The sequence below is a fragment of the Paucibacter aquatile genome (assembly GCF_002885975.1).
GTDB classification, from domain to species: domain Bacteria; phylum Pseudomonadota; class Gammaproteobacteria; order Burkholderiales; family Burkholderiaceae_C; genus Paucibacter_A; species Paucibacter_A aquatilis.
On the sequence record NZ_POSP01000003.1, the window covers coordinates 453,650 to 475,321 of the forward strand.

Consider the following 21,672-nt stretch of genomic DNA (forward strand, 5'->3'; position numbering starts at 1 on the left):
CCAGCGAGAAATTGAACCAGCGAAAGTGCAAACACCCATGAAAAAAGCGTTCATCACCGGTGTGACGGGGCAGGATGGCTCCTACCTGGCGGAATCCCTGCTGGCCAAAGGCTACGAGGTGCATGCCACCCTGCGCCGCAGCTCGGTCTTCACCTCGGCGCGCATCGACCACCTGCTCGAGCACCAACGCTTCAAGACCTACCACGGTGACCTGACCGACTCCAGCAATCTGCACACCCTGCTGTCCAAGATTCAGCCCGACGAGATCTACAACCTGGGCGCCCAGTCCCACGTCGCCGTGTCCTTCGAGGTGCCCGAGTACACCGCTGAGGTCGATGCCCTGGGCACCATCCGCCTGCTCAATGCCATCAAGGACCTGGGCATCAAGCCGCGCTTCTACCAGGCCTCGACCTCCGAGCTGTTCGGCGGCTTGCCCGAGACCGCGCCGCAAAGCGAGAAGACGCCCTTCTACCCCAAGTCGCCCTACGGCGCGGCCAAGCTCTATGCCTACTGGATCGTGGTCAATTACCGCGAGAGCCATGGCCTCTATGCCTGCAACGGCATCCTGTTCAACCACGAATCGCCGCGCCGCGGCGAGACCTTTGTGACCAAGAAGATCACCAAGGCCGTGGCCCGCATCTCGCAAGGGCGCCAGGCCGTGCTCAGCCTCGGCAACCTCGATGCCAAGCGGGACTGGGGTTATGCCAAGGACTATGTCGAAGCCATGTGGCTGATGCTGCAGCAGGAAAAGGCCGACGACTATGTGATCGCCTCGGGGGAAACCTACACCGTGCGCCAGTTTGTGGACATGGCCTTTGCCGAAGTGGGCATCGAGCTGGACTGGCAAGGCGAAGGCGTGAACGAGCGCGGCCTGGACCGCCGCACCGGCCGCCCCCTGGTGGTGATCGACCCTCGCTACTTCCGCCCAGCCGAGGTGGACCTGCTCTGGGGCGACGCCAGCAAGGCGCGCGAAAAGCTGGGCTGGACCTCCAAGACCTCGATCCGCGACCTGGTGCGCATGATGGTGCAGTACGACCTGAAGAACGAAACCTACGGAGGCCATGAGCCATGATTCTGGTCACCGGCGCCACCGGTTTTCTGGGTCGGCGCGTCTGCCGCCTGCTCGACGCCCAGGGCCAGCCCCATCTGAAGACCTCCCTGTCTCTGGGTCTGGACCTGCGCGACCCCATCGCCACCGAGGCCTTTTTTGCCGCCCACAAGCCCAGCCAGGTGATCCACTGCGCGGCCTTTGTCGGCGGCATCCAGTTCGGCTACAAGCATTCGGCCGAGCTCTTTCACAACAACCTGCAGATGACGCTGAATCTGCTCGCCAGCGCCCAGCGCCACGGCGTGCAGCGCATCGTCAACCCGATCTCCAACTGCGCCTACCCCGCCAAGGCCACGCTCTTCAAGGAAGACGAGTTCTGGGACGGCCCCCTGCATGACTCCGTCATGGTCTACGGCTTTGTGCGCAAGGCCTCCTGGGTCGGCGCGCAAGCCTATGCCCAGCAGTACGGGCTCGATGTGATCAACCTGATCCTGTCGAATATGTACGGCCCCGAGGATCATTTCGAGGAAGAACGTTCCCATGCCCTGGGCGCCCTGGTGATGAAGTTCGCCCGGGCCAAGAAGCTGGGCCTGCCCGAGGTGGTGGTCTGGGGCAGTGGCACGCCGGTGCGCGAATGGCTGCATGTGGACGATGGCGCGCAAGCCCTGGTCCGAGGCCTGGCGGCGCCGCGCTGCGACCAGCCGGTGAACATCGGCGTCGGCCGCGGCATCTCCATCCTGGCCATGGCCGAGATGATCCAGCGCGAGATCGGCTACACCGGTCGTCTGGTGCTGGACCCGAGCAAGCCCGACGGCGCCCCTTACAAGACGGTGGACGGCAGCCGCGGCCAGGCCCTGCTGAACTGGTCCCCCGAGATCGATTTTGAAGACGGCGTGCGCGCCACCATCCGCTGGTATCTGGAGCAAGAAGCCCATGGCAGTCACTGAAATCAAGCAAGGCGAGCTGGTGCTGGCCCGCCACATCCCGGCCAGCGTGGCCTGGAGCGGCGGCTTGCAGTTCTTTTCCCCCGAGGGCGACTACCAGCAGGTGGGCACCTGGGGCTATGAGCAGGGCAAGACCTTGCTGGCCCACAGCCACAATGAAGTGAGCCGCGAGGTGCTGTGGACGCAAGAAGTGCTTTACATCCGCGCCGGCCGGGTGCGCGCCGAGATCTACGACACGGCCGATCAGAAGGTGGCCGAGCTGGAGGCCGGCGCCGGAGACATCCTGGTGCTGCTGCGCGGCGGCCACGGCTATCACATCCTGGAGAACGGCACCCAGGTGCTGGAGATCAAGAACGGCCCCTATGTCGGCGCCGACGCGGACCGGAGGCGGCTGTGAGCGCGGCAGCAATGGGCGAGACGGGCGCGCTGATCAAGGTCCATCTGGGCTGCTGGCACCGGGTCATCCCCGGCTTCGTCCATGTGGACCTGTGCGACATGCCGCACATCGACCACAAATCCGGCATCGACGCCCTGCCCTTCTTGGCCGACAACTCGGCCTCGTTGATCTACTGCAGCCATGCGCTGGAGTATTTCGACCGCGACCAGGCCAGGGAGGTGCTGAAAGAGTGGCACCGGGTGCTGGCGCCGGGCGGCGTGCTGCGCCTGGCCGTGCCGGACTTCCAGGCCATGATCCAGGTCTACCAGCAGACCGGCGAGCTGGCCCGGGTGCTGGGCCCGCTCTACGGCAAGATGGCCATCCAGACCGAGCAAGGCCCGGCCACCCTGTATCACAAGACCACCTACGACCAGGCCAGCCTGAGCACCCTGCTCGAAGCCTGCGGCTTTGTCGCCCCCGAGCGCTGGGACTGGCGCCAGACCGAGCATGCCGCGGTGGACGACCATTCGCAGGCCTACTTTCCCCATATGCAAAAGGACACCGGCATCCTGGTGTCCCTGAACCTGCAGGCGCGCAAGCCCACCTGACCCCGCCATCATGAGCGACACACAAGAATTCATCCCCCAGATGCGGCCGCTGTTCGGCGGCGAGGAAAAGGCCGAGCTGATGGCCTACCTCGACGAAGACGGCTTCTTCACCGAGTTCAAGAAGACCGAGGCCTTCGAGCGCCAGATCGCCGAGTTCACCGGCGCGCGCCACTGCATCGTCGTCAACAACGGCACGGTCTCGCTGACCCTGGCCGCCATCGCCGTGGGCGTGGGCCCGGGCGATGAAGTCATCGTGCCCGACTACACCATGATCGCCACGCCCAACTCGGTGAAGATGCTGGGCGCGCAGCCGGTGTTCGTCGATGTCGACCCCGACACCCTGATCCTGGACCTGGCTGCCACGCGCGCCGCCATCACGCCCAAGACCCGCGCCATCATGCTGGTCTCGGCCAACGGCCGCGCGCCGGCCTGCGGCATCGCGGCCTTCGAGGCCCTGGCGCGCGAAACCGGGGTGGCCCTGATCGAAGATGCCGCCCAGTCCCTGGGCTCCGTCTACCCTGACGGCCGCCACATCGGCCGCGCCGGCGCCATCGGCAGCTTCTCCTTCTCGGCCCCCAAGATCATCTCCACCGGCCAAGGCGGCGCCCTGATCACCGACGACGATGCGCTGGCCGACAGGCTGCGCCGCCTGAAGGACTTCGGCCGCGCCGCCGGCGGCACCGATGTGCATGACAGCATCGGCTACAACTTCAAGTTCACCGAGCTGCAAGCCTGCGTCGGCCTGGCCCAGATGCGCCAGCTGCCCGGCCGCATCGAGCGCAAGAAAGAAATCTGGCGTCGCTATGCCGAAGGCCTGGCCGGCATCCCCGGCATCCAGCTCTTCGCCCATGACCTGAGCCTGTGCACGCCCTGGTTCATCGACTGCCGCGCCGAGCGCCGCGATGCCCTGGCCGCCCATCTCAAGTCCCAGGGCATCGGCACCCGCACCATGTACCCGCCCATCCACCAACAAAAGGCCTATGCCTTGCCCGGCCATCACCCGGTGGCCGAGGAAATCGGCCGCTCAGGCCTGTGGCTGCCGTCCATGATCCAGCTGAGTGACGCGCAGATCGAGCGCATCTGCCAGAGCATCCGCAGCTTCTATCTGGGCTGAGCGATTGGGGCCACGAGGCCTCGCCCGCAACAAAAACACAAGGGCCACGCGGCGCAAACCGCGTGGCCCTTTTGATTGAAAGACCCGTCGCCGGCCGCTTCAGATCGGCAAGCTCAGGCGGTACGGGATCGAGAAGACGTTCTCACCCAGGTAGACAAAATCACGGTCGCGCCCGGCGATCGCCTTGAGGAAGTTTTTCGAGGTCCCCTGGCCCGGCAGGGCCCAGTCGTGCAACTCGATGGTCATCAAGGGGAAGGCATCGATCCAGTCGACGTTCTCTTCGAACAGCACCGACTCATAGCCTTCGATGTCCACCTTGATCATGAACGGCAGGAAACCGGCCGACATCGGGTACTGCTGCAAGAGCTCGGGCACCGTGATGGTGGCAATACCACCGCCCGCGGCGGCGCGGGTCTGAAATCCCACGGGATCGGTGTCGGGGTTGCTGATCTCCACCGCCTCCTGGCGGCAGCTGGCGGCGCGCTGGAAGGCCGTGATCTGCGGGCGCGACAAGGTGTTGGCCACCAGGCAATCAAAGTTGCTGGCTTCCGGCTCCACCGCCAGCACCTTGGCCTTGGGCCACTGCAGACTGAAGTACAAGGCGCTGAGCCCCACATTCGCGCCCAGATCGATGATCAAGGGCGTCCAGCCCATCTGCACCGCGAAGTTGTAGAACTTGTTCAGTTCGGCCGCACGTTTGAGGCGGGCCACGGAAAAGACCTGCGCACCGAAGATCTGTTCAAACAGCGGAATCTCGTACTTGTCGGCGCGCAGGCTGACGGTTGCGCTCTGGTCACCCAGGGTCACCGTGCGGGTTTCGATCATGTCAGAGCCCTCCTGAGACTCGAAATCATGGGGCTGAGCTCGGCATCGGATGCGGCCTCAGAGCACATCGGCCGCGATCTTCTGGCGCACCGCCGGAGGCACAAAGTCAAAGATATTGGAGGCCAACATCAGATCGCCAGGCTTGCTGTCCAGCGCCTCGATGCTGGCCACCACGTAGCGGGTTGGCGTGTTCAGCAGCAGATTGCGCACCTGCAGGTAGGCGCCCTCGCTGGACAGCCAGGAGCCCTCGCCGTTGATCAAGCAGTTGGAATCGATGAAGCGCTCCTGATTGGCATGGAGGTCCAGGCGCGCCGCCACATCGATGCGGTTGTCGCCGACATTGCGCATGCCCCAGACCTGCAGGCCGCTGCTTTGAAGGCGGGCAAACAAAAGGCTGCGCAGGATGTTGAAGATGTCCTCGCCGTACAGCGCGCCCACTTCGGCTGCCTGGCGCAGGCGCGCCTCGAAGGGCGTGCGCGCATCGATCTGGAATCGATCACCTGGCAAGGCCTCGACCTTGGCCAGCAGATAGGCCTGCAGGAAATCACGCCGGCTCGGCGCGCCCTTGATCAAGCGGTGCACCGTCTGGGCAAAGCTGACGGTGAAGGGGTTGACATCGAACAGCACCAGCTCGGCCAGGCCCTGGCCGCTGCAGGCCTGCATCTGATCGAGGCTGAAAAAGCCGCCGCAGCTGGCAAACAGGCTCTTGCCCACATAGCGGCCGCGGGCCGCGTGAAGCTGCTGGATGTGGCGCTGCACCAGACTGACGGCCTCGGCCGTGCCCAGGTAGACATCGTTCCAGCTTTGGAAGGAATGTTTGCCGCCCATTTGCGCCGTCAGGCCCACCTGGCCGTAGAAGCCGGCCACATCGTCCCAGCGCAAGGCCTGGCTCTTGCCGGCCAGGGTGAAGAGCACATTGCGCTCGGGCGACTGCCAGCCCGGCAGTCGCTGCAGGGGCGAAACCTGCAAGCTCAGCAGACGGGCCATGCTGTAGAGCTGCTCGCTGTTCAGGCAATTGGCGATGCAATGATCGATGCGCACCGCTTCGCTGATCTCCCAGTCGCTGCTGGCCGCGTTGTGTTCGAGGATGTGGACCTGCTCGAAATGCTGCAGCGCCCAGCGCAAGGTCTGGATGAAACGTGCCTGCGGCACGCCACAGCCCAGCAGCACATGCAGGAAGCAATGTTGGATACCGGCGAACTGGGCCGGATCGGCCGCCAGGGCTTCATCGACAGAAACGTTGACGCGTTGAACCTCCAGCTCGCTGAAACCGAAGGGCCGCACATGGGTCACCTCGACAAAGCAGGCGCCACCGATGGCCTGGGCACTGGCCTGCAGCGCGATCTGGTGCGGGTCGGCCGGACGGCCGGCCACGGCCGTGCTGGCCGGCTGCGGCGCCTCGGCTGCGGCAGCGGTGGCATGTGCGGCACCAAAGCCTGCCGGCACACGCCCCATGCGGTGGGCGGCAAAGTTCTCATTGCTGAAGCTGGACTGGCCGAAACACAACACCGGCTGGCGCAGCTTGCCCAGGGGCAAGGTGGCGAGCGAGGCGATCGACCAGCCGGCGCGCAGGCCCGCCTCGGTCTCGTGGCTGGCCAGATAGGCCTCGTCGGGCGTGGCCATGCCGATCAGCTTCATTTCACCGACCTGCTCCAGCGCCCGCATGCGGGTGACGCCATAGATGCGATGGGCATTGAAATGGGTCAGGTCCTGCCCCACCGGCACGGCGACGGCGCACATGCCATGCGGTGCAATGCAACGCGACATCAGCAAGAAGGTGTAGAGGTCGCCCAGCGGCATGAAGCGGTCGCCGTATCGGCCCAGGCCCGAGTGCTCGATGGAGCTGTAAGACAGCACCATGTCATAGGCCTGCTCATGACGATCCAGCTCCTGCAGGTACTGGTCCCAGGTGATGGTGCGCACGGGGGTCGGGCTGCGCAGCTCGCCGTCCCAGTGGATCTCGCGGTACTCGACCGTGGTGACTTCGGCCGCGCCGAACAGGCAGCACAGCAGCTCCAGCCAGTAGGTCTCGGAACCAATCACCAGGATCTTGCTGCCGCGGATATGGCTTTGCAGCTTGGCGATCTGGGACAGGGCCTCCGGGTAGGGGCACAGGGTGCGGAAATCGGCCTCGGTGAAGCGCGACAGCCCGGCCTCCACCCATTGATTGAAACGCTCGGCATCCCAGTGCAACACCGGCGTCGAGCTGCTGACCATGATCATGCGCTCGAGAATGGGGGTCTTGTAGCCCAGGGTCTCCCAGTAGATGAACTCGGGCGGCACGGTTTCCAACGGCGCCGGTCCGGGCTCACCCTGAACGGCGCTGAGCGGAAACTTGGCGCCGCCGCGCGGCAGCATCTGGGTGCAGCGCTGCACAAACAGGCTGTTGACCTGCTCCAGGGCCGAGAGCGGCGCAGCAGCCGGCGCGGCCACCGTGGCGGCCACAGGCGCAGCCGCCTCTTGCAGCACGCCGTGCAGATGACGCGAAATCTCGGCAAAGGTGCTGCCCGGGTGGAACACCACCAGATTGACGCAGGACAGCAGGTAGATGTCCTTGAGCGCATCGACACCATGGTCGGCGCTGACGGTGTAGCTGTCCGGATCACCCCAGACTGCCTTGCCCTCGTTGAGCTGCAGATGCAGGCGGTCGTGGCGGCTCATCAGCTGGCTGGGGAACAGCTCACGCAAGCCCTGCTCCAGCTGCGCGTCTTCGGTCGAGAGGAAGAACTTTTCGCCGCGGTCCACGCCGATGCGGTCGCGGATCAGGCCGCTGTAGAGATCGAGCGCGTCCTTGAGCCCGAAGTCAGTGCCGCGGGCATGCACGCCCTTGGTCTGCAGGGTCAGGCCGTGCTCGGCCGCCTGAGCCAGCACCTGGTCGCGGATGTCTTCGGCCGGCACCAGGCTGCGCAAGGCGGCGATCGACAACTCCCGCGGCACGCAGTCCAGATAGTCGTTGTCGTAGACGATCACGGTCTCATGCGGATCGTCGAGCTTGAGCGCCTGGGCATGCTGGGGCGTCGAGAATTGCGAGACCTTCAACAGCTGATCGCGCCCGAAACGCTCGGCCTCGCGCGTGACCCCATGGCCAGGCCCCTTCTCGGTGAACAAGGCCACGCTGCGGCCAGCCAGGGCCTCGATTTCGGCCAGGCTGATGGGGTCGAACTGGTTCTGGTACAGGCGCTCCAGCGGCGTCAGGCAGCCGTTGGGGGTGATCGAATCCCAGTAGACGCGCAGCTTGCGCCCGGTCAGACGGCAGTAGGCAATGGCCGCGGCCAGGGGGCGCAGGCGATTGCCCAGGCCACTGGTGCAGTAGGCGATGAAGAACTTGTCAGCCATGCTCGGGTCTCCGTGCGAATCCAGGGGGTATCCCCGCAGTATCCCGGCGCCGTCACGGTGCGAAGCAGCAAAAAGCCGGGACAAGCCCGGCCTTTCAAAAACGGCATTCCGTCACGGCAGCCCTGCCCCGGGCGCCGGGCGGCCGGCTCACGGCCCCCACTCGAAGCCGAGCAGGCTGTTGGGCAGGCCGGCATCCAGGCTGTCATGCCGGCTGCCCTGCACCCGGGCGCGGCAAGGCGAGCCCGTCTTGAGTGCAATGGCCGACTCCAGCGCCGCCACATCGGCCAGCGGCGCGGATTCCGAGGCCAGCACCAGCATCTGCCCTTGCGGCTTGAAGGCTCCCGCCACCAGGCTCAGCAAGGGCTTGAGCAGGCGGCCCGAGGCACCCAGCACCACGATCAGGTCAAAGCCGCCATCGTCGGGGCGGAAGGCCAGCTCGCCGCCCGCCAGTTGCTCGGCCCGCAGCTCGATGCGGGTGCCGACGCAGCCGGGCAAAAAGGCGCAGAGCGCCGCCTCGGCGCGCGCGCGCTCCTCGGCCTCGAAGGCCGCGGGCTCAGCGCCGGCGATGCTCACCAGCAGCAAGCGCCCGGGCTTGCCGCGCCAGGGCGTCAGCCAGTCGTTGAGCGTGGCTGCCACCTGGCGGCGCGGTGCCACCTGGGCACCCAGACTGGAACCGACCTGGTAGCAGAGGTACTCGAACAGCTCCAGGCGTGCGTTGTAGCTGCGACCCTCGAAGCGGCCATGGTCCAGGTAATGCTGGCGCGGATTGGCGCGCGCCGCCGGGTCCTGGCGGTGCATCCAGGCGTAGCGCACCGCGTCGAAGTTGGCATGCACGCGGTTGGGCTGGATGTTGGCGCTGTTCTGGATCAGGTCGTTGTCATGCTTGAGCCCGGGCAGGTAGTCGATCTGGGCCTGGGCGCAATGGATGGCGAAATCAAACGACATCTGATCGCGCTTGCAGAAATTCAGGATCTGCTCCCACCAGATGACGCCGAACTTCACCAGCACCGGGTGCATGTGCTGACGCAGGATGACGGTGCAGGTGCTCAGCGGCGTGATGTCGCTGAGCGGCATGCGGGTGGCGTAGAAATCCAGCTGGGCGCTCAAGCGATCGACCGACTCATAACCCAGCTGCACGATGGCCTCGGCCTCCTGGCGCGGGTTGCTGCGCGTGGTGTGGCGGAAGGTGCGAAAGGCGTAGGGGCTGGCGCACTGCAGATCGGCCGCCCGTGGCATGCGCTTGAAGCGCACGATGTTGTCGACGTAGAGGCTGTACTCCCAATCCGGCAGGTACTCATGCGGCAAGGCCTTGGGGCGACGCGAGAGCTTCTCAGGTGGCAGCGGCGTGTCGTCGAGGTAACGGAACTCCCAGACCGGGCTGCGCAGCGCGCGGTTGTCGGTGAAGCAGACGAAGCCAATGTCGAGATCGGTGTCATCGCGCGCACGCTCCAACTCGGCCAGCGGGTCACCCAGCGGCTCCTTGGAGCCGGTGAGCACGGTGTAGATGACCAGGCGGGGGCGTCGAGCTTGGGGCGTCGTCATGGGCGGGATTGTGTCAGTCAGTGAGGCGCAAGGCCGTTCAGCGCAGCGGCGTCATCACGCCACGGCCCATGGACCACATCATGGCCACCGCCTGCTGGCCGTCGAACAAGGCGTTGACATGGGCCACGCGCAAGGAGAAGTAGTCCGACTCGCTGCCCATCACATCGAAGAGCGAGCGGCGGCCCAGCTGCTGCCACTGCTGCAGGGTAGAGACACGCAGGCGGTCGCTGTTGCGCAGGATGTCGACGATGCGGCGTGCACGGTCGAAGGACGACACGGCCGATTCGTGGATGTCGATCAGTCGGTAACGCCGTGCCTCGATGGCATCCTCGCGCTGCAGACGGGCGGCCTCGGCGCGCTTGCGGGCCGAGTTGATGGCCGGCTCGGCCGTGGCGTTGTAAATGGGCATGGAGACACTGAGGCCCGCCGACCATTCCGCGCCCTTGCCAAAGCCGGCGATGGCTGCGCCGGTGCCGGTGACATTGATCTGGGGTTTGAAGCTGGCCGCCACCGAGTCGGCGTAGCTGGACTGGGCCTTGGCCTGGGCATCGAGCTGGGCCACATCGGGCGCGCTGACCACATCGCGCTGCATCTCTTCCAGATCCGGCACCTGGGTCAGCAGGGCCGAGTAGCTGGCGCTCGGTGGCAGGTTGTCGCCGACCAGGCGGCGCAGCCGGGCCTCGGTCTGCGTCAGGGCCGATTGGGTCTGCTGCACAGCCAGCTCGGCCTGCTGGCGATTCTTGACCGCCTGCACCAGCTCGCTGGCACGGCCGCGATCGGCCTTGACGATGGTGTCCAGCGCCTCGACCAGGCAGACCATCTTGCGAACGTACTGGGCATAGACCTGACCTTGCAGCTGGTAGCGGCTGCGATCCATGGCCAATGACACGGTCTGCAAGGCCAGCTGCTGCTCGGCATTGACCAGACCCAAGCGAGCCGACTCGGCCAGTTGGTTGCGCCAGTTGGCCAGCATGCTGTTGCGGCCAAAGTCGTAGAGCGGAGCGCTGACCGTGAGGCTGGCACGGCCCTGATTGCCGTGGCTGACCGGCAGATCGCCGGCCTTGACACCCACATGGGCCAAGCTGCCCGAGAGATTGACCTGCGGCATGCGCGCGGCACGGGCCTCTTCCCAATCGAGTCGTGCAGCCTGGGCCAGCATGGTGGCTGCGCCCAGCGCCTGGCTGCGCTTGAGGGTCAGGTCCACCAGCTCCTGCAGCTGGCTGCGCGGGTCGATGAACTGGGTGTCCACCATGCGGGTGTCGCGACCACTGCTGCTGGGCAGGGCGTCTTCTTCGCCGCACTGGCTTTGGTTGGCAGGCTTCTCTGCCGCGGCCGGCGCTGCGGGCGCCGTCGCGGCTTTGCTCGTCTTGGCCGGGGCTTTGCCCGCGGCCTTGCTGTTCGGTGCGGCTCCCACCATGCCGGATGGGCCCAAGACCAGCGTCAGGCCGGCCAGCAAGGGCAGGACGAGACGGTGCAAGGCTCGGCGTGCAGGAGGGTGCAAGGCGGTCTGAAGAGGTTCGGTCAGCATGACCGCTACTTCATCACAGCGGCCTCATCGCGAAGCCTGGAACAGCGCTCGCATGACGCCGCAAATCGACGGTTCCCTGGGGCAGCCTGGAACACGCACTTGCGCCGCACTCGGCGTCAGCGTCGGCTCAGCGTCGGCTCAGCGTTCGCTCATCGCCTCGCGCGCCTTGAGCATGGGGCGCAGCAGGAAGCTCAGCACCGAACGTTCACCGGTCTTGATCTCGACGGTTGCGCTCATGCCCGGGATCACCTGCACCGCCTCACCCTTGTAGCGCAGGGTGCTGCGTTCGGAGCGCACCAGCGCGCGGTAGTAGCGGCCCGAGCCTCCGGCCTTGTCGGACTCACCCAGGGCATCGGGGCTGATGTACTCGACCCGGCCCTCCAGGCCCCCGTAGATGTTGTAGTCAAAGCCCTGCAGCTTGACCTTGGCCTTCTGGCCGACGCGCAGATAGCCGACCTCAGCCGGCTTGATGCGGGTCTCGATCAATACCTCGTCGGTCAGGGGCACGATTTCCATGATGGGCGCGCCGGTGGTGATGACGCCGCCCAAGGTGTTGGCCCGGATGTTTTTGACCAGGCCGTGAACGGGCGAAGTCAGCACGGTACGTTTGATGGCGTCTTCGCGCACCACCATTTGCTCGTCCTGGAGTGCGAGATCATTCTGCAGCTTGACCAGCTCGGAGCTGGCCTCCTGGCGGAAGCGGCTGATGCGCTCGCTGCGCTGCTGCTGCAGCTCGTTGATCTGGCGCGAGAGATGCATGACCTCCACATTCGACATCAAGCCCTTGGCCGCCATGTCCTGCGAGATCTTGAGCTCGCGCGCCAGCATGCCGATGCTGCGCTCCAGGCTGGCCACCGCCTCGCTGAGCAGGCGCTGGCGGGCCTGATACGCACCGGTCTCGGCCGCCACGATGGCGGGAACGGCCTTGAGTTCCTCGGGGAAACTCAGCGCCTGGTTGTTGGCTTCGGCGGTCAGACGGGCGACCGTGGCCTTGGAGGCCAGGCGTTTGACATTGCCTTCGCTCTGTTGCGCTTCCACCCGGGTCGGGTCGAGCTTGGCCAGCACCTGGCCTTCCTCCACCTCCTCGCCCTCGCGCACCAAGAGCTCGCGCAAGATGCCGATTTCCATGCTGGCGATCACCTGCTCGCGCCCATCGGGCACCACGACGCCGTCGCTGCGGCTGAGCTGGTCAACCTGGGTCAGGCCCGCCCAGATGATGGCAATCACCACCGCCGCCAGCAGCAGGTAAAGCGCCCAGGTGACCCGCGGCAAGGGCTCATCGATATGAGCCGCCGCCAGACTGCTCAAAAACTCTTGGTCGCCGCGGGCTGTGTTCATCGCAGCCATCCCCTGCCCTTGATGTTGCTGTTGTCGCTGAAGCTGCTTGTCATGAAAAACTCAAAAAGACACCGTCACTCAGCCTCAGACCGAGGCCGAGCGCTGCACCGGCTGCGCGGCCGGGTGCATGTGCAGATTGGAGGCTGCCTCGGCGCCGGCCGCCGCCGGCTGGGCCGGACGCACGCCCGAGAGCGCGGCCAGCACCTGGTCACGCGGGCCATCCATGACCAGGCGGCCAGAATCCATGACCATGATGCGCGTGACCAGTTCCAGCACGGCCGGGCGGTGCGTTACCACCACCAGGGTGCACTCGCCGGCGGCGTCACGCAGCTGGCGCAAGAAGGCCACTTCGGACTGCGCATCCATGGAGCTGGTCGGCTCGTCCATCAAGAGAATCTGCGGTTTCGTGACCAGGCTGCGCGCAAGCGCCACCAGCTGCCTCTGGCCGCCCGAGAGCAGGCTGCCCATTTCACCCACGGGCAAGTCCCAGCCCATGGGGTGGCCGGCCACCACACGGTCCAGGCCGGTCAGGCGCGCCACCTCCACGAGTCGTGAGGCATCGACATGGGCACGGCCCATCAGCACGTTGTCGCGCAGCGTGCCATGGAACAGGCGCGGGTCCTGCGACACAAAGCCGACCCGGGCACGGAACTCGGCCGGATCGATCTGGCGCAGGTCAATGCCATCGACCTCCACCATGCCCTCGGACGGCAGGTACAGGCCCGCCAACATGCGCAGCACCGTGGACTTGCCACTGCCGATGCGGCCCAGCACGGCCACCCGCTCACCGGCCTTGAGCCGCAGGCTGACCGAGCGCAGTACACGCGGCGCATTGCCCTCGCCTTCCATCGGGTAGGAGAAGCTCACGTCATGCATGCCCAGGCTGCCCGAGACGCGCGACAGCGGCACATAGTTGCGGCTGGCATCGCGCTCGGTCGGGCGTGACATCAGCTGATTCAGCGCAATGAAGGCCGCTTGCGCGCTCTGATACCGCGCCGCCAGCCCCACCACACTGTTCAGCGGCGCGATCGCGCGGCCCGCGAACATGATGGCGCCCATCAACGCACCGGCGCTGATGATGCCGTCTTCAATCAAGTAGACGCCCCAGACCAGCATGACCAGGGTGATCACCTGCTGCATGCTCATGGCGATATTGCTGCTCAGGCTGTGCAGGCCGCGGCTGCGCATGGAGGCTTCGGCGGCAATCGCCGTGCTGACCTCGTAGCGCTGCAGGAAACGGCCTTCAGCGCCAGCGGTCTTGAGATCTTCCAGGCCTTCGATGGCCTCGACCAGCGTGCCCTGCAGGTCGGCCGATTCATTCATGTGCGTGCGCACGGCCTTGCGCATCTGGTTCTTGATGGCAAACGTCAGGCCCAGCACCAAAGGGATGGCCAGCACGATCACCCAGCCCAGCGGCCCACCGACCACAAAACACATGGCCACGAAGAGCACGATGAAGGGCAGATCGGTCACCACCGTGACGCTGGCCGAGGCGAAGAAGTCGCGCACCACCTCGATCTGGCCGATGGTGCTGGCATAAGAGCCAGCCGAGGCCGGGCGGTGCTCCATGCGCACACCCAGGGTCTGGCGGAAGAGCTTGGAGCCGATGATGAGGTCGGCCTTGCGCCCGGCGATGTCGATCAGATGAGCGCGCAACTGCCGCGCGCTGAGGTCAAACACCACGGCCAATCCCGCGCCGATGGCCAGAGTCCACAGCGTCACGAATGATTGGTTGGGAATGACCTTGTCGTAGATCACCGTGGTCACCAGGCCGGTGACCAACATCAGCACATTGCTGAGCAAGGCTGCCACCATGGCGGCGCGGTAGTAGGGAATGAAGCGCTTGAGCGTGCCCCAGAGCCAGTGGCTGCCATCGGTGCGCAGCAGCGGCTCGCCGCGGTTCTGCGCCTGTGAGGTTTCGGGCAGAGTCAGCAGCATCAGGAAGCCGCTGTACTCGGCCTCCAGTTCCGAAGCCGAAGCCGTGCAGACATTGGCATCGGCGCCCGGGAATACCACCTCGAACTGGTAGTCCCCACCCGGTTGGGCCGGATCCAGGCGCCGCACCAACACACAGGCATCGCCGCCATTGAGCAACATCACTGCCGGCAGCAACAGCGGGTTCACATCCTCGATCTTCTTGCGCACCAGGCCGGCGCTGTAGCCGGCTTCGCGCATCACGCGCAGGGCTTGATCGGGGCTCAGCGGGCCGCCGCCGGTCAGCCCGGCGCACAGCGATTCGGCCGAGCGGGCCCGGCCATGGTGCTGGGTCATCCAGACCAGGGCATGGAGCAAGGGGTTGCCGATGTCGGACGCCGCCTGGTCCTGCCAGCTGTCGTCGGGCCCGTTGGCTTCTTCGGCAGGCGCGCTGCGATCCACAGCCAGGTAGATCCCGGGCTGCGCGGCCGGACGGCCGCCGTCGAAGAATGAATCGTGTCGCTGAGTCACTGTCGTCCTTCAGCCACGCCTTCAGGCCTTTTTCTGCTTCTGGCGCTGCGCCACAGCCATGGTTTCGAGCTTGTTTTCAAGATCGCGCACCAGGCCCGGAATGTCGAACAGTGTGGACTCGCGCCCTTGTTCGCGCAAGAAGCGCTTGTAGGAGCGGGCGCGGGCCGGGTTCTGGCCGATCTGCACCGCTCGCTGCTCGTACTCTTCCAGCGAATGGGTCACCAGATCGGGCAGGCCGACATGGGTCAGCAGGCTGCCGGCCATGCGCGAGATGTAGGTGCGGCCCGAGCGGGTCAGGATGGGCGTGCCCACCCACAAGCAGTCGCTGGCCGTGGTGCCGGCGTTGTAGGGGAAGGTGTCCAGCACCAGATCGGCCAAGGCAAAGCGCGCCACGTACTCGGGTGGCGCCACACGCGGCGCAAAGATCAGGCGCTCGGGCGCAATGCCGTGCGAGGCCGCCACCTTGAGCATATTGGCATGCGACCAGGGGTTGTCGGCCAGCAACCAGAGCACGCTGCCCTCCACCTGCTTGAGCACACGCATCCAGGCGTGGAACATCTCTTCGCTGAACTTGTGGTTGTTGTTGAAGGAGCAGAAGACAAAAGCGTCTTCCGGCAGCTGGTACTGGGCGCGGGTGGGCTCGGGGCCGACCAGGCGCTTGCGGTCGCTGATCTGGTAGCAGCGGTCCAGGTAGATGGGCTTCTCGGTGCAGTGGGGCAGGTACTCGGTGGGCATGACGAAGCGGTCGGCAATCATCCAGTCCACCCCCGGCAGAGCCGAGGTCGCCGGCAGCCCCATCCAGCAGGCCTGAATGGGCGCGGGTCGGTAGGCCAGGATATTGGGCCGGGCGCCGTTGGTCAGGCCTTGCAGGTCGATCAGCACATCGATGCCCGCGGCGGCAATCGTGCGCGCCGCCGTCAGGTCGTCCATGCCGTGCAGGCGCACATGGTGATCGAAGGACTTGACGATGCGCTCGCGCAGCGGCGTGCCGTCGTCACGGCTCCAGCAAAAACCGAAGACCTCGAAGCGGCTGCGGTCGTGCAGCTCGTAGAGCTCGGCCGTCATCAGGCCGACGGCGTGCATGCACAGATCGCCCGACAGGTAGCCGATGCGGATGCGCCCGTCACGCGGGCGCTGGGCTGCGGCCAGCTCGTGCAGGGGGCGGTCCTTGTAGTCGATCACCTTTTCATGGACAAAGCGCTGCGCCACCATCAGCTGCAGCGCCGGGTCGTCGCTGGCGCTCAGCATGGCCAGCAGCGAGGTGCCGACCAGCAGCTGGTTCAGCGTCACCTCACCGACCGGCTGGTACACCGGCCAGGCGCATTGCTTCTGGCGGATGTGCACATAGTGCTGCAGCACACTGCCCTGGCGCGGGTTGATCTCCAGGCTGCGCACCATCAGTGCCTGCGATTCGTCGTAGCGCTTGAGGTTTTCCAGCAGGCGGGCGCCGTTGTTCAAGGCGTGGAGCAGCAGTTCCTCGCCATCGCGTCCCTTGGCCTGCACGCGCAGATCGTCGTAGACCAGGCGCCATTGCTCCAGCGCCTCCTCCTGGCGACCGAGCTGCTCCAGCTGATGGCCCAAATTGAGGCGGGCCTGGACAAAGTTCTCGTTGAAGGCCAAGGCCTTGCGGTAGACCTGCTCGGCTTCGGCATGGCGGTTCATCGCCCCCAGCAACGTGCCCCAGTTGTAGCAGGCCACATGGGCCAGCGGCGACGGGGTGGTCTCCACCCAGACCTGGTAGAGCAAGGCCGCCGCTTCCAGCATGCCGGCCTGCTGCAGATGGCTGCTGCGGTCCATCAGCTCGGGCAAGCCCATCTGGCCGCTGCGGGCGCGGGCCAGCAGTTGCTCCACCTCGGGGATGGCGGTATTCGGCGTTTGGGTCGGCGGGGTGGACAGATCCATGGCTGTGCAGACCGCGGGCAAGGCGGCTGAGAGTTGGGCGACGTGACGACAAGGAACGAGGAAAACGGCGACTCAGGTCCGCCCGGCACCGCAGTGGCCCGGGGCGGATTGACGCACGACCTGATGTTAGGAGCGACGGCCCCGACCGGGCCGCTCGATTAGGGCGGGAAAGCCTGGCCTGTTCCCCGCATGGAGCACGCCCCTCGCGGTCTGGGCCCTGCGGCCCGATCGCAGCGGGAATGCTGGGCAAAGCCGGGCCTTTTCTCGCTTCAGCCGCACTCGCCCGCTGCCGAAAATGGGTTGAACCCTGTTGGAGGGGGAGCGAGCGGCCATGAGTGAGGCCGCCAAACTAGAGCAAAAAAATGTGGAACGCATTTCTGACTCGTTGGGCCAGGAGCCGCGCAGCATCGCCCTCGCGCGGACAACACAACAGCATCGCCAGCCGCCAGAGCACCCTGCCGCCGACCCGCAGCGGCGCGGCCAGCAGCCGCATCTCGCTGAGCGGCAATGATTCCATCTGGCAAAGCCTCTTGCGCTGGATCCCGGGCGACAGCGACCCCTGGGGCGCCAGCCAGCCCCCCTCCCCGGCCGCCAGCCAAAATCTTGCCAGCGCACGCGCCGAGTTCCAGGCCTGCATGGCCGGGCTGTACAGCCCACCGGCCGCCAGCGGCGCCGAGCCTGGCACGCCCCCGCAGGTCGACAGCGTGCGTGAGTTGCAGCGCAGCATCCGCCGCGCCCGCAGCCTGCGCGACCTCTGGCACTTGCGCACCTGGCTGTACACCGAAGTGGCCCGCCAGTTCTCGCAACACGAGGCCGAGCAGCGCCTGCAACGCCTGGACGCCTTGTTCCAGGGCGGCAGCTCGCAGCCCCTGAATGCCAAGCAGCAACGCCTGCTGGCCCAGACCCAGGCACGCGTGCAGGCCAAGCTGCAAGCGCAAGCCCATGCGGAAACGCTGGCGCGCATGCGTCAGGCCCGCAGCGCCCAGAAGGACTCCAAGGCCCAATCCGCGCAGGCACTGAGCGCTGACACCTTGGTGGCCACTCTGTCCGAACCCTGCACCGCGCATTGATTCATGCCAAGAAGACGAAGAGGCTGGCGAGAGGCCGAGCAACGCCATGGAACTGACCTTGCGTGACATCCCCCACTTCCCTCCACCTTGGGCCTTTGCCTGCACGACCCAAACGGATGAGCGCCGCGGCCGCATCGCGGCCCGCCGCAGCTTTGTGGCACTCAAGCTGTGCTTCATGCGGGCCGCAGCCGAGCTGCGCGGCGTCAGCGGCGAACATCTGCAAACCCTGGTTCGCCAGGCCAGCGAGCCGATCGAGCTGTGGCTGATTCGGGGCAGCCTGCTGGCTGCGCTGGAACGCGCAGGCGAGTCTGGCCTGATGCACAGCGACCGCCTGAAGGAAGCCCTGGACGCAGCCTTGCAAGAGGCCTACCCGGAACGCCCCAGCCTCTGAGGCCTTGCCCGGTTCCACCACGCCTCGGGGAGTCGTGCGGCTCGGTGCAAAATAGGCACCACGCATGAACATCATCATCCTCGACGACTACCAGGACGCGGTGCGCAAGCTGCACTGCGCGGCCAAGCTGGAGCACCTCAATGCCAAGGTCTTCACCAACACGGTGAAGGGCATCGGCCAGTTGTCGATACGGCTGCGTGACGCCGAAGTGCTGGTGCTGATCCGCGAGCGCACCCAATTCCCGCGCCAGCTGCTGGAGAAGCTGCCCAAGCTCAAGCTGATTGCCCAGACCGGGCGCGTCGGCAACCACATCGACATCGAAGCCTGCACCCGGCTGGGCATTGCGGTGGCCGAAGGTGTGGGCTCGCCGGTGGCGCCGGCCGAGCTGACCTGGGCCTTGATCATGGCCTCGATGCGTCGCCTGCCCCAGTACATCGGCAACCTCAAGCATGGCGCCTGGCAACAGGCCGGGCTCAAGGCCGCGTCCATGCCGCCCAATTTTGGCGTCGGCATGGTTTTGCGCGGCAAGACCCTGGGCATCTGGGGCTACGGCAAGATCGGCCAGATCCTGGCCGGCTATGGCCGCGCCTTTGGCATGCAGGTGCAGGTCTGGGGCAGCGAAGCCTCGCGCCTGCGTGCGCAGAGCGACGGGCTCATTGCGGCTGAGAGCCGCGAAGCATTTTTTGCCAGCAGCGATGTGCTGAGCCTGCATCTGCGCCTGTGCGAGGCCACCCGCGGCATGATCACCCCCGAAGACCTGGCCCGCATGAAGCCGACCGCCCTGCTGGTCAACACCTCGCGGGCCGAGCTGCTGACCGATGGCGCCCTGGTCTCGGCCCTCAACCGCGGCCGCCCCGGCATGGCCGCCATCGACGTGTTCGAGAGCGAGCCCATCCTGCAAGGCCACCCCCTGCTGCGCCTGGAGAACGCCGTCTGCACACCGCACATCGGCTATGTCGAGCAGGACAGCTACGAGCTGTATTTCAACGCCGCGTTCGACAACATCCTGAACTTCATCAAGAGCGAGCCGAGCAATATCGTCAACCCGGAAGCGCTGAAAGTGCTGCGATGAGCGCCACCGACGTGGCACGAGCGCCGCAGCGCCCGGCATCGCTCTGGGCGCTCTACCTGGCCTTCAACCGCCTGGCCCTGCAGGGCTTTGGCGGCGTACTGGCGGTGGCACAGCGCGAGTTGGTCGAGCGCCTGGGCTGGATGACGCGCGAAGAGTTCGTCGAGACCCTGGCCATCGCACAGGTCCTGCCCGGGCCCAATGTGGTGAACATCTCGCTGATGATCGGCGACCGCTACTTCGGCCTACGCGGCGCGTTCGCGGCCCTGGCGGGGATGTTTGCGCTGCCCTCGGTCCTGGTGCTGAGCATGGCGGCGCTCTACGGCAGCGTGTCCCAGCATCCGGTGGTGGGCAATGCCCTGCGCGGCATGGGTGCGGTCTCGGCCGGCTTGATCCTGGCCACCGGCCTCAAGCTGCTTCCCGCCGTGCGCCGCAACCCCATGGGCCGGGCCATGGCGGCGCTGCTGGCCCTGGCCACGCTGGCGGCCGTGGTCTGGCTGCGCCTGCCCCTGCCCTGGCTGGTGTTGCTGCTGGGTGGCCTGGGCATGGCAGCAGCCTGGCGCGGCTTGAAGGCCGACCCGCGCACGGAAGGCTGACACCGAGATGCTGGCCACTGCCCATGTCGACCTGCTCGACCTCTTCCTGCATTTTCTGACCCTGTCCCTGCTGTCCATCGGCGGCGCCATCAGCACGGCACCCGAGATGCACCGCTTTCTGGTCGGCGAGCGCCACTGGCTCAGCGACACGGAGTTCACCTCCTCGATCGCCCTGGCCCAGGCCGCGCCCGGGCCCAACATCCTTTTCGTGGCCGTGCTGGGCTGGAATGTGGCCGGCCTGAGCGGCGCCTTCGCCGCCATGGCCGGCATCATGCTGCCCTCCACCACCCTGGTGCTGGCCGCCACGCGCTGGGCGCGGCGCAACAAGGACAGTCTGGGCGTGCGCGCCTTCTCGGCCGGCATGGCGCCGCTGACCCTGGGCCTGATGCTGGCCACGGGCTGGCTGCTGGCCGAGCCTTATCTGCGCCTGCCCGAACACCGGCTCGCCACCCTGGCCCTGATCGCGGGCACGGTGCTGCTGACGCTCAAGACCCGGCTCAGCCTGGTCTGGATGGTGCTGGGCGGCGGGGTCTTGGGGGCGCTGGACCTCGTCTGAACCCCGGCGCACTTCATCGCCCGAAGCGCCGCGCTCCGGCCACACAGAGAATCACCGCCACGGTCACGACCAGCATGGCCGGGCTCACCGCCTCGCCGAGCAAGCCAGCCGCCAAGGCCAGGCCGAACAGCGGCTGCAAGAGCTGCAGCTGACCGACGCGGGCAATCCCGCCCTGGGCCAGGCCGCGGTACCAGAACACAAAGCCGATCAACATGCTGAAGAGCGAAACATAGGCCAGCCCCAGCCAGGCCGGCAAGCCGATGCCGCTCCAGCTCACCGGCAGCCGCCACCAGGTCAAGGCCAGCATCAGCGGCAGGGCCAGCACCAGGGCCCAGCAGATCATCTGCCAGCCGCCCAGGCTGCGGGAGAGCCGCGCCCCTTCGGCATAGCCCAGACCGCAAACCAGGATGGCCAGCAGCATCAGCGCATCGCCGCGCGGCGCCAGGCTCAGGCCCTGCGACAGCGCAAAGCCGACCACCAGCAGGCTGCCCAGCAGCGAGAACACCCAGAACACCGGCCGCGGCCGCTCGCCACCGCGCCAGACACCGAAGGCGGCCGTGCTCAGCGGCAGCAGGCCCAGGAAGACGATGGAATGTGCGGCGCTCATCTCCCGCAAGGCCAGGGCGGTGAGCAGCGGGAAACCCAGCACCACGCCCAGGGCCACCACCAGCAGGGATCGCCACTGCGCCGCCGTCGGCCGCGGCTGGGCCAGCAACAGCAGCAGGCCCAGGGCCAGCAGACCGGCGATGCTGGCGCGGGCGACGGTGAGAAAGAGCGGATCGAAATCCAGCACCGCCAGCCGCGTGGCCGGGAGCGAGCCACTGAAGATCAGCACTCCGATGAAGCCATGGAGCCAGCCGCTCGAATTCTTGTCCATACCGTCGTGAGCGCCGCTGAGGGGGTGGGCGCGAAGAGTGACCGCAGCGGCCGATGAGCACAGCCTAAAGCCCGCGATCAATACAATCAAAAAATTGTCATGGATAC

At 66.4% G+C, this 21,672-nt stretch carries 18 protein-coding genes; 10 read left to right on the forward strand and 8 right to left on the reverse strand.

Translation table 11 applies throughout. The annotated features are described in order from the left end of the window. Window positions 1-37: 37 nt before the first annotated feature. The 5 genes from gmd to C1O66_RS05280 are packed head-to-tail and all read left to right on the forward strand — an operon-like array spanning window position 38 to window position 4,090. Window positions 38-1,072 (forward strand): GDP-mannose 4,6-dehydratase, encoded by a 1,035-nt coding sequence (gene gmd, locus C1O66_RS05260; protein ID WP_102766923.1) that lies wholly within the window; start codon window positions 38-40, stop codon window positions 1,070-1,072. Then, window positions 1,069-1,995 carry an NAD-dependent epimerase/dehydratase family protein gene (locus C1O66_RS05265; RefSeq protein WP_102766924.1) on the forward strand — a complete coding sequence of 309 codons (927 nt, stop codon included), beginning with the start codon at window positions 1,069-1,071 and terminating at the stop codon, window positions 1,993-1,995. The genes gmd and C1O66_RS05265 overlap by 4 nt, the downstream gene beginning before the upstream one ends. Continuing rightward, window positions 1,982-2,389, forward strand: coding sequence for a cupin domain-containing protein (locus C1O66_RS05270; protein ID WP_102766925.1), 408 nt, complete (start codon window positions 1,982-1,984; stop codon window positions 2,387-2,389). Before C1O66_RS05265 ends, C1O66_RS05270 begins: the two co-directional genes overlap by 14 nt. Further along, window positions 2,386-2,976, forward strand: coding sequence for a class I SAM-dependent methyltransferase (locus C1O66_RS05275; RefSeq protein WP_207795904.1), 591 nt, complete (start codon window positions 2,386-2,388; stop codon window positions 2,974-2,976). Before C1O66_RS05270 ends, C1O66_RS05275 begins: the two co-directional genes overlap by 4 nt. 10 nt (window positions 2,977-2,986) lie before the next feature. After that, a complete protein-coding gene (locus C1O66_RS05280) occupies window positions 2,987-4,090 on the forward strand; it encodes a DegT/DnrJ/EryC1/StrS family aminotransferase (protein ID WP_102766926.1) in 1,104 nt (367 codons plus the stop codon). 99 nt (window positions 4,091-4,189) lie between these two features. Here the strand turns inward: C1O66_RS05280 and C1O66_RS05285 are convergent, their stop codons facing one another. The 7 genes from C1O66_RS05285 to C1O66_RS05315 all read right to left on the reverse strand — a co-directional run bounded on the left by C1O66_RS05285 (window position 4,190) and on the right by C1O66_RS05315 (window position 17,006). Further along, the gene (locus C1O66_RS05285; RefSeq protein ID WP_102766927.1) at window positions 4,190-4,915 is read right to left on the reverse strand and encodes an FkbM family methyltransferase; all 726 of its coding nucleotides are present in this window, start codon (window positions 4,913-4,915) and stop codon (window positions 4,190-4,192) included. 57 nt (window positions 4,916-4,972) lie between these two features. Next, window positions 4,973-8,251 (reverse strand): DUF268 domain-containing protein, encoded by a 3,279-nt coding sequence (locus C1O66_RS05290; protein WP_102766928.1) that lies wholly within the window; start codon window positions 8,249-8,251, stop codon window positions 4,973-4,975. Window positions 8,252-8,398: 147 nt separating this feature from the next. Continuing rightward, complete coding sequence (locus tag C1O66_RS05295) at window positions 8,399-9,793, reverse strand: glycosyltransferase domain-containing protein (RefSeq protein WP_102766929.1); 1,395 nt, start codon at window positions 9,791-9,793, stop codon at window positions 8,399-8,401. A 37-nt stretch (window positions 9,794-9,830) separates the two neighbouring features. After that, the gene (locus C1O66_RS05300) at window positions 9,831-11,270 is read right to left on the reverse strand and encodes a TolC family protein (RefSeq protein WP_165794493.1); all 1,440 of its coding nucleotides are present in this window, start codon (window positions 11,268-11,270) and stop codon (window positions 9,831-9,833) included. Window positions 11,271-11,459: 189 nt separating this feature from the next. After that, the gene (locus tag C1O66_RS05305; RefSeq protein ID WP_165794494.1) at window positions 11,460-12,659 is read right to left on the reverse strand and encodes an HlyD family efflux transporter periplasmic adaptor subunit; all 1,200 of its coding nucleotides are present in this window, start codon (window positions 12,657-12,659) and stop codon (window positions 11,460-11,462) included. A gap of 84 nt (window positions 12,660-12,743) precedes the next feature. Continuing rightward, window positions 12,744-15,104, reverse strand: a complete 2,361-nt coding sequence (locus tag C1O66_RS05310; protein WP_102766932.1) for a type I secretion system permease/ATPase — start codon at window positions 15,102-15,104, stop codon at window positions 12,744-12,746. A gap of 21 nt (window positions 15,105-15,125) precedes the next feature. Then, complete coding sequence (locus C1O66_RS05315) at window positions 15,126-17,006, reverse strand: O-linked N-acetylglucosamine transferase, SPINDLY family protein (protein ID WP_102766933.1); 1,881 nt, start codon at window positions 17,004-17,006, stop codon at window positions 15,126-15,128. A gap of 362 nt (window positions 17,007-17,368) precedes the next feature. Between C1O66_RS05315 and C1O66_RS05320 the strand changes: the two genes are divergently transcribed. The 5 genes from C1O66_RS05320 to C1O66_RS05340 all read left to right on the forward strand — a co-directional run bounded on the left by C1O66_RS05320 (window position 17,369) and on the right by C1O66_RS05340 (window position 20,688). Then, complete coding sequence (locus C1O66_RS05320) at window positions 17,369-18,076, forward strand: hypothetical protein (RefSeq protein ID WP_102766934.1); 708 nt, start codon at window positions 17,369-17,371, stop codon at window positions 18,074-18,076. A 46-nt stretch (window positions 18,077-18,122) separates the two neighbouring features. Further along, on the forward strand, window positions 18,123-18,467 hold the full coding sequence (locus C1O66_RS05325; RefSeq protein ID WP_102766935.1) for a hypothetical protein: 345 nt from the start codon (window positions 18,123-18,125) through the stop codon (window positions 18,465-18,467). 64 nt (window positions 18,468-18,531) lie between these two features. Next, a complete protein-coding gene (locus tag C1O66_RS05330; protein ID WP_102766936.1) occupies window positions 18,532-19,539 on the forward strand; it encodes a D-2-hydroxyacid dehydrogenase family protein in 1,008 nt (335 codons plus the stop codon). Further along, a complete protein-coding gene (locus C1O66_RS05335) occupies window positions 19,536-20,132 on the forward strand; it encodes a chromate transporter (protein ID WP_102766937.1) in 597 nt (198 codons plus the stop codon). Before C1O66_RS05330 ends, C1O66_RS05335 begins: the two co-directional genes overlap by 4 nt. A gap of 7 nt (window positions 20,133-20,139) precedes the next feature. Beyond that, the gene (locus C1O66_RS05340) at window positions 20,140-20,688 is read left to right on the forward strand and encodes a chromate transporter (RefSeq protein WP_102766938.1); all 549 of its coding nucleotides are present in this window, start codon (window positions 20,140-20,142) and stop codon (window positions 20,686-20,688) included. A gap of 13 nt (window positions 20,689-20,701) precedes the next feature. On the opposite strand, the gene C1O66_RS05345 is transcribed toward C1O66_RS05340, so the two are convergent. Beyond that, window positions 20,702-21,565 carry a DMT family transporter gene (locus C1O66_RS05345; protein WP_102766939.1) on the reverse strand — a complete coding sequence of 288 codons (864 nt, stop codon included), beginning with the start codon at window positions 21,563-21,565 and terminating at the stop codon, window positions 20,702-20,704. Between the last annotated feature and the right edge of the window lie 107 nt (window positions 21,566-21,672).

What these genes read in the sequence shown, in the direction of transcription:
- C1O66_RS05280 (WP_102766926.1), top strand. Translation starts at nt 2,987, where the DNA reads ATGAGCGACACACAAGAATTCATCCCCCAGATGCGGCCGCTGTTCGGC.
- C1O66_RS05295 (WP_102766929.1), bottom strand. Translation starts at nt 9,793, where the DNA reads ATGACGACGCCCCAAGCTCGACGCCCCCGCCTGGTCATCTACACCGTG.
- C1O66_RS05265 (WP_102766924.1), top strand. Translation starts at nt 1,069, where the DNA reads ATGATTCTGGTCACCGGCGCCACCGGTTTTCTGGGTCGGCGCGTCTGC.
- C1O66_RS05325 (WP_102766935.1), top strand. Translation starts at nt 18,123, where the DNA reads ATGGAACTGACCTTGCGTGACATCCCCCACTTCCCTCCACCTTGGGCC.
- C1O66_RS05270 (WP_102766925.1), top strand. Translation starts at nt 1,982, where the DNA reads ATGGCAGTCACTGAAATCAAGCAAGGCGAGCTGGTGCTGGCCCGCCAC.
- C1O66_RS05320 (WP_102766934.1), top strand. Translation starts at nt 17,369, where the DNA reads ATGTGGAACGCATTTCTGACTCGTTGGGCCAGGAGCCGCGCAGCATCG.
- C1O66_RS05285 (WP_102766927.1), bottom strand. Translation starts at nt 4,915, where the DNA reads ATGATCGAAACCCGCACGGTGACCCTGGGTGACCAGAGCGCAACCGTC.
- C1O66_RS05340 (WP_102766938.1), top strand. Translation starts at nt 20,140, where the DNA reads ATGCTGGCCACTGCCCATGTCGACCTGCTCGACCTCTTCCTGCATTTT.
- C1O66_RS05335 (WP_102766937.1), top strand. Translation starts at nt 19,536, where the DNA reads ATGAGCGCCACCGACGTGGCACGAGCGCCGCAGCGCCCGGCATCGCTC.
- C1O66_RS05345 (WP_102766939.1), bottom strand. Translation starts at nt 21,565, where the DNA reads ATGGACAAGAATTCGAGCGGCTGGCTCCATGGCTTCATCGGAGTGCTG.
- C1O66_RS05305 (WP_165794494.1), bottom strand. Translation starts at nt 12,659, where the DNA reads ATGAACACAGCCCGCGGCGACCAAGAGTTTTTGAGCAGTCTGGCGGCG.
- C1O66_RS05290 (WP_102766928.1), bottom strand. Translation starts at nt 8,251, where the DNA reads ATGGCTGACAAGTTCTTCATCGCCTACTGCACCAGTGGCCTGGGCAAT.
- C1O66_RS05330 (WP_102766936.1), top strand. Translation starts at nt 18,532, where the DNA reads ATGAACATCATCATCCTCGACGACTACCAGGACGCGGTGCGCAAGCTG.
- gmd (WP_102766923.1), top strand. Translation starts at nt 38, where the DNA reads ATGAAAAAAGCGTTCATCACCGGTGTGACGGGGCAGGATGGCTCCTAC.
- C1O66_RS05315 (WP_102766933.1), bottom strand. Translation starts at nt 17,006, where the DNA reads ATGGATCTGTCCACCCCGCCGACCCAAACGCCGAATACCGCCATCCCC.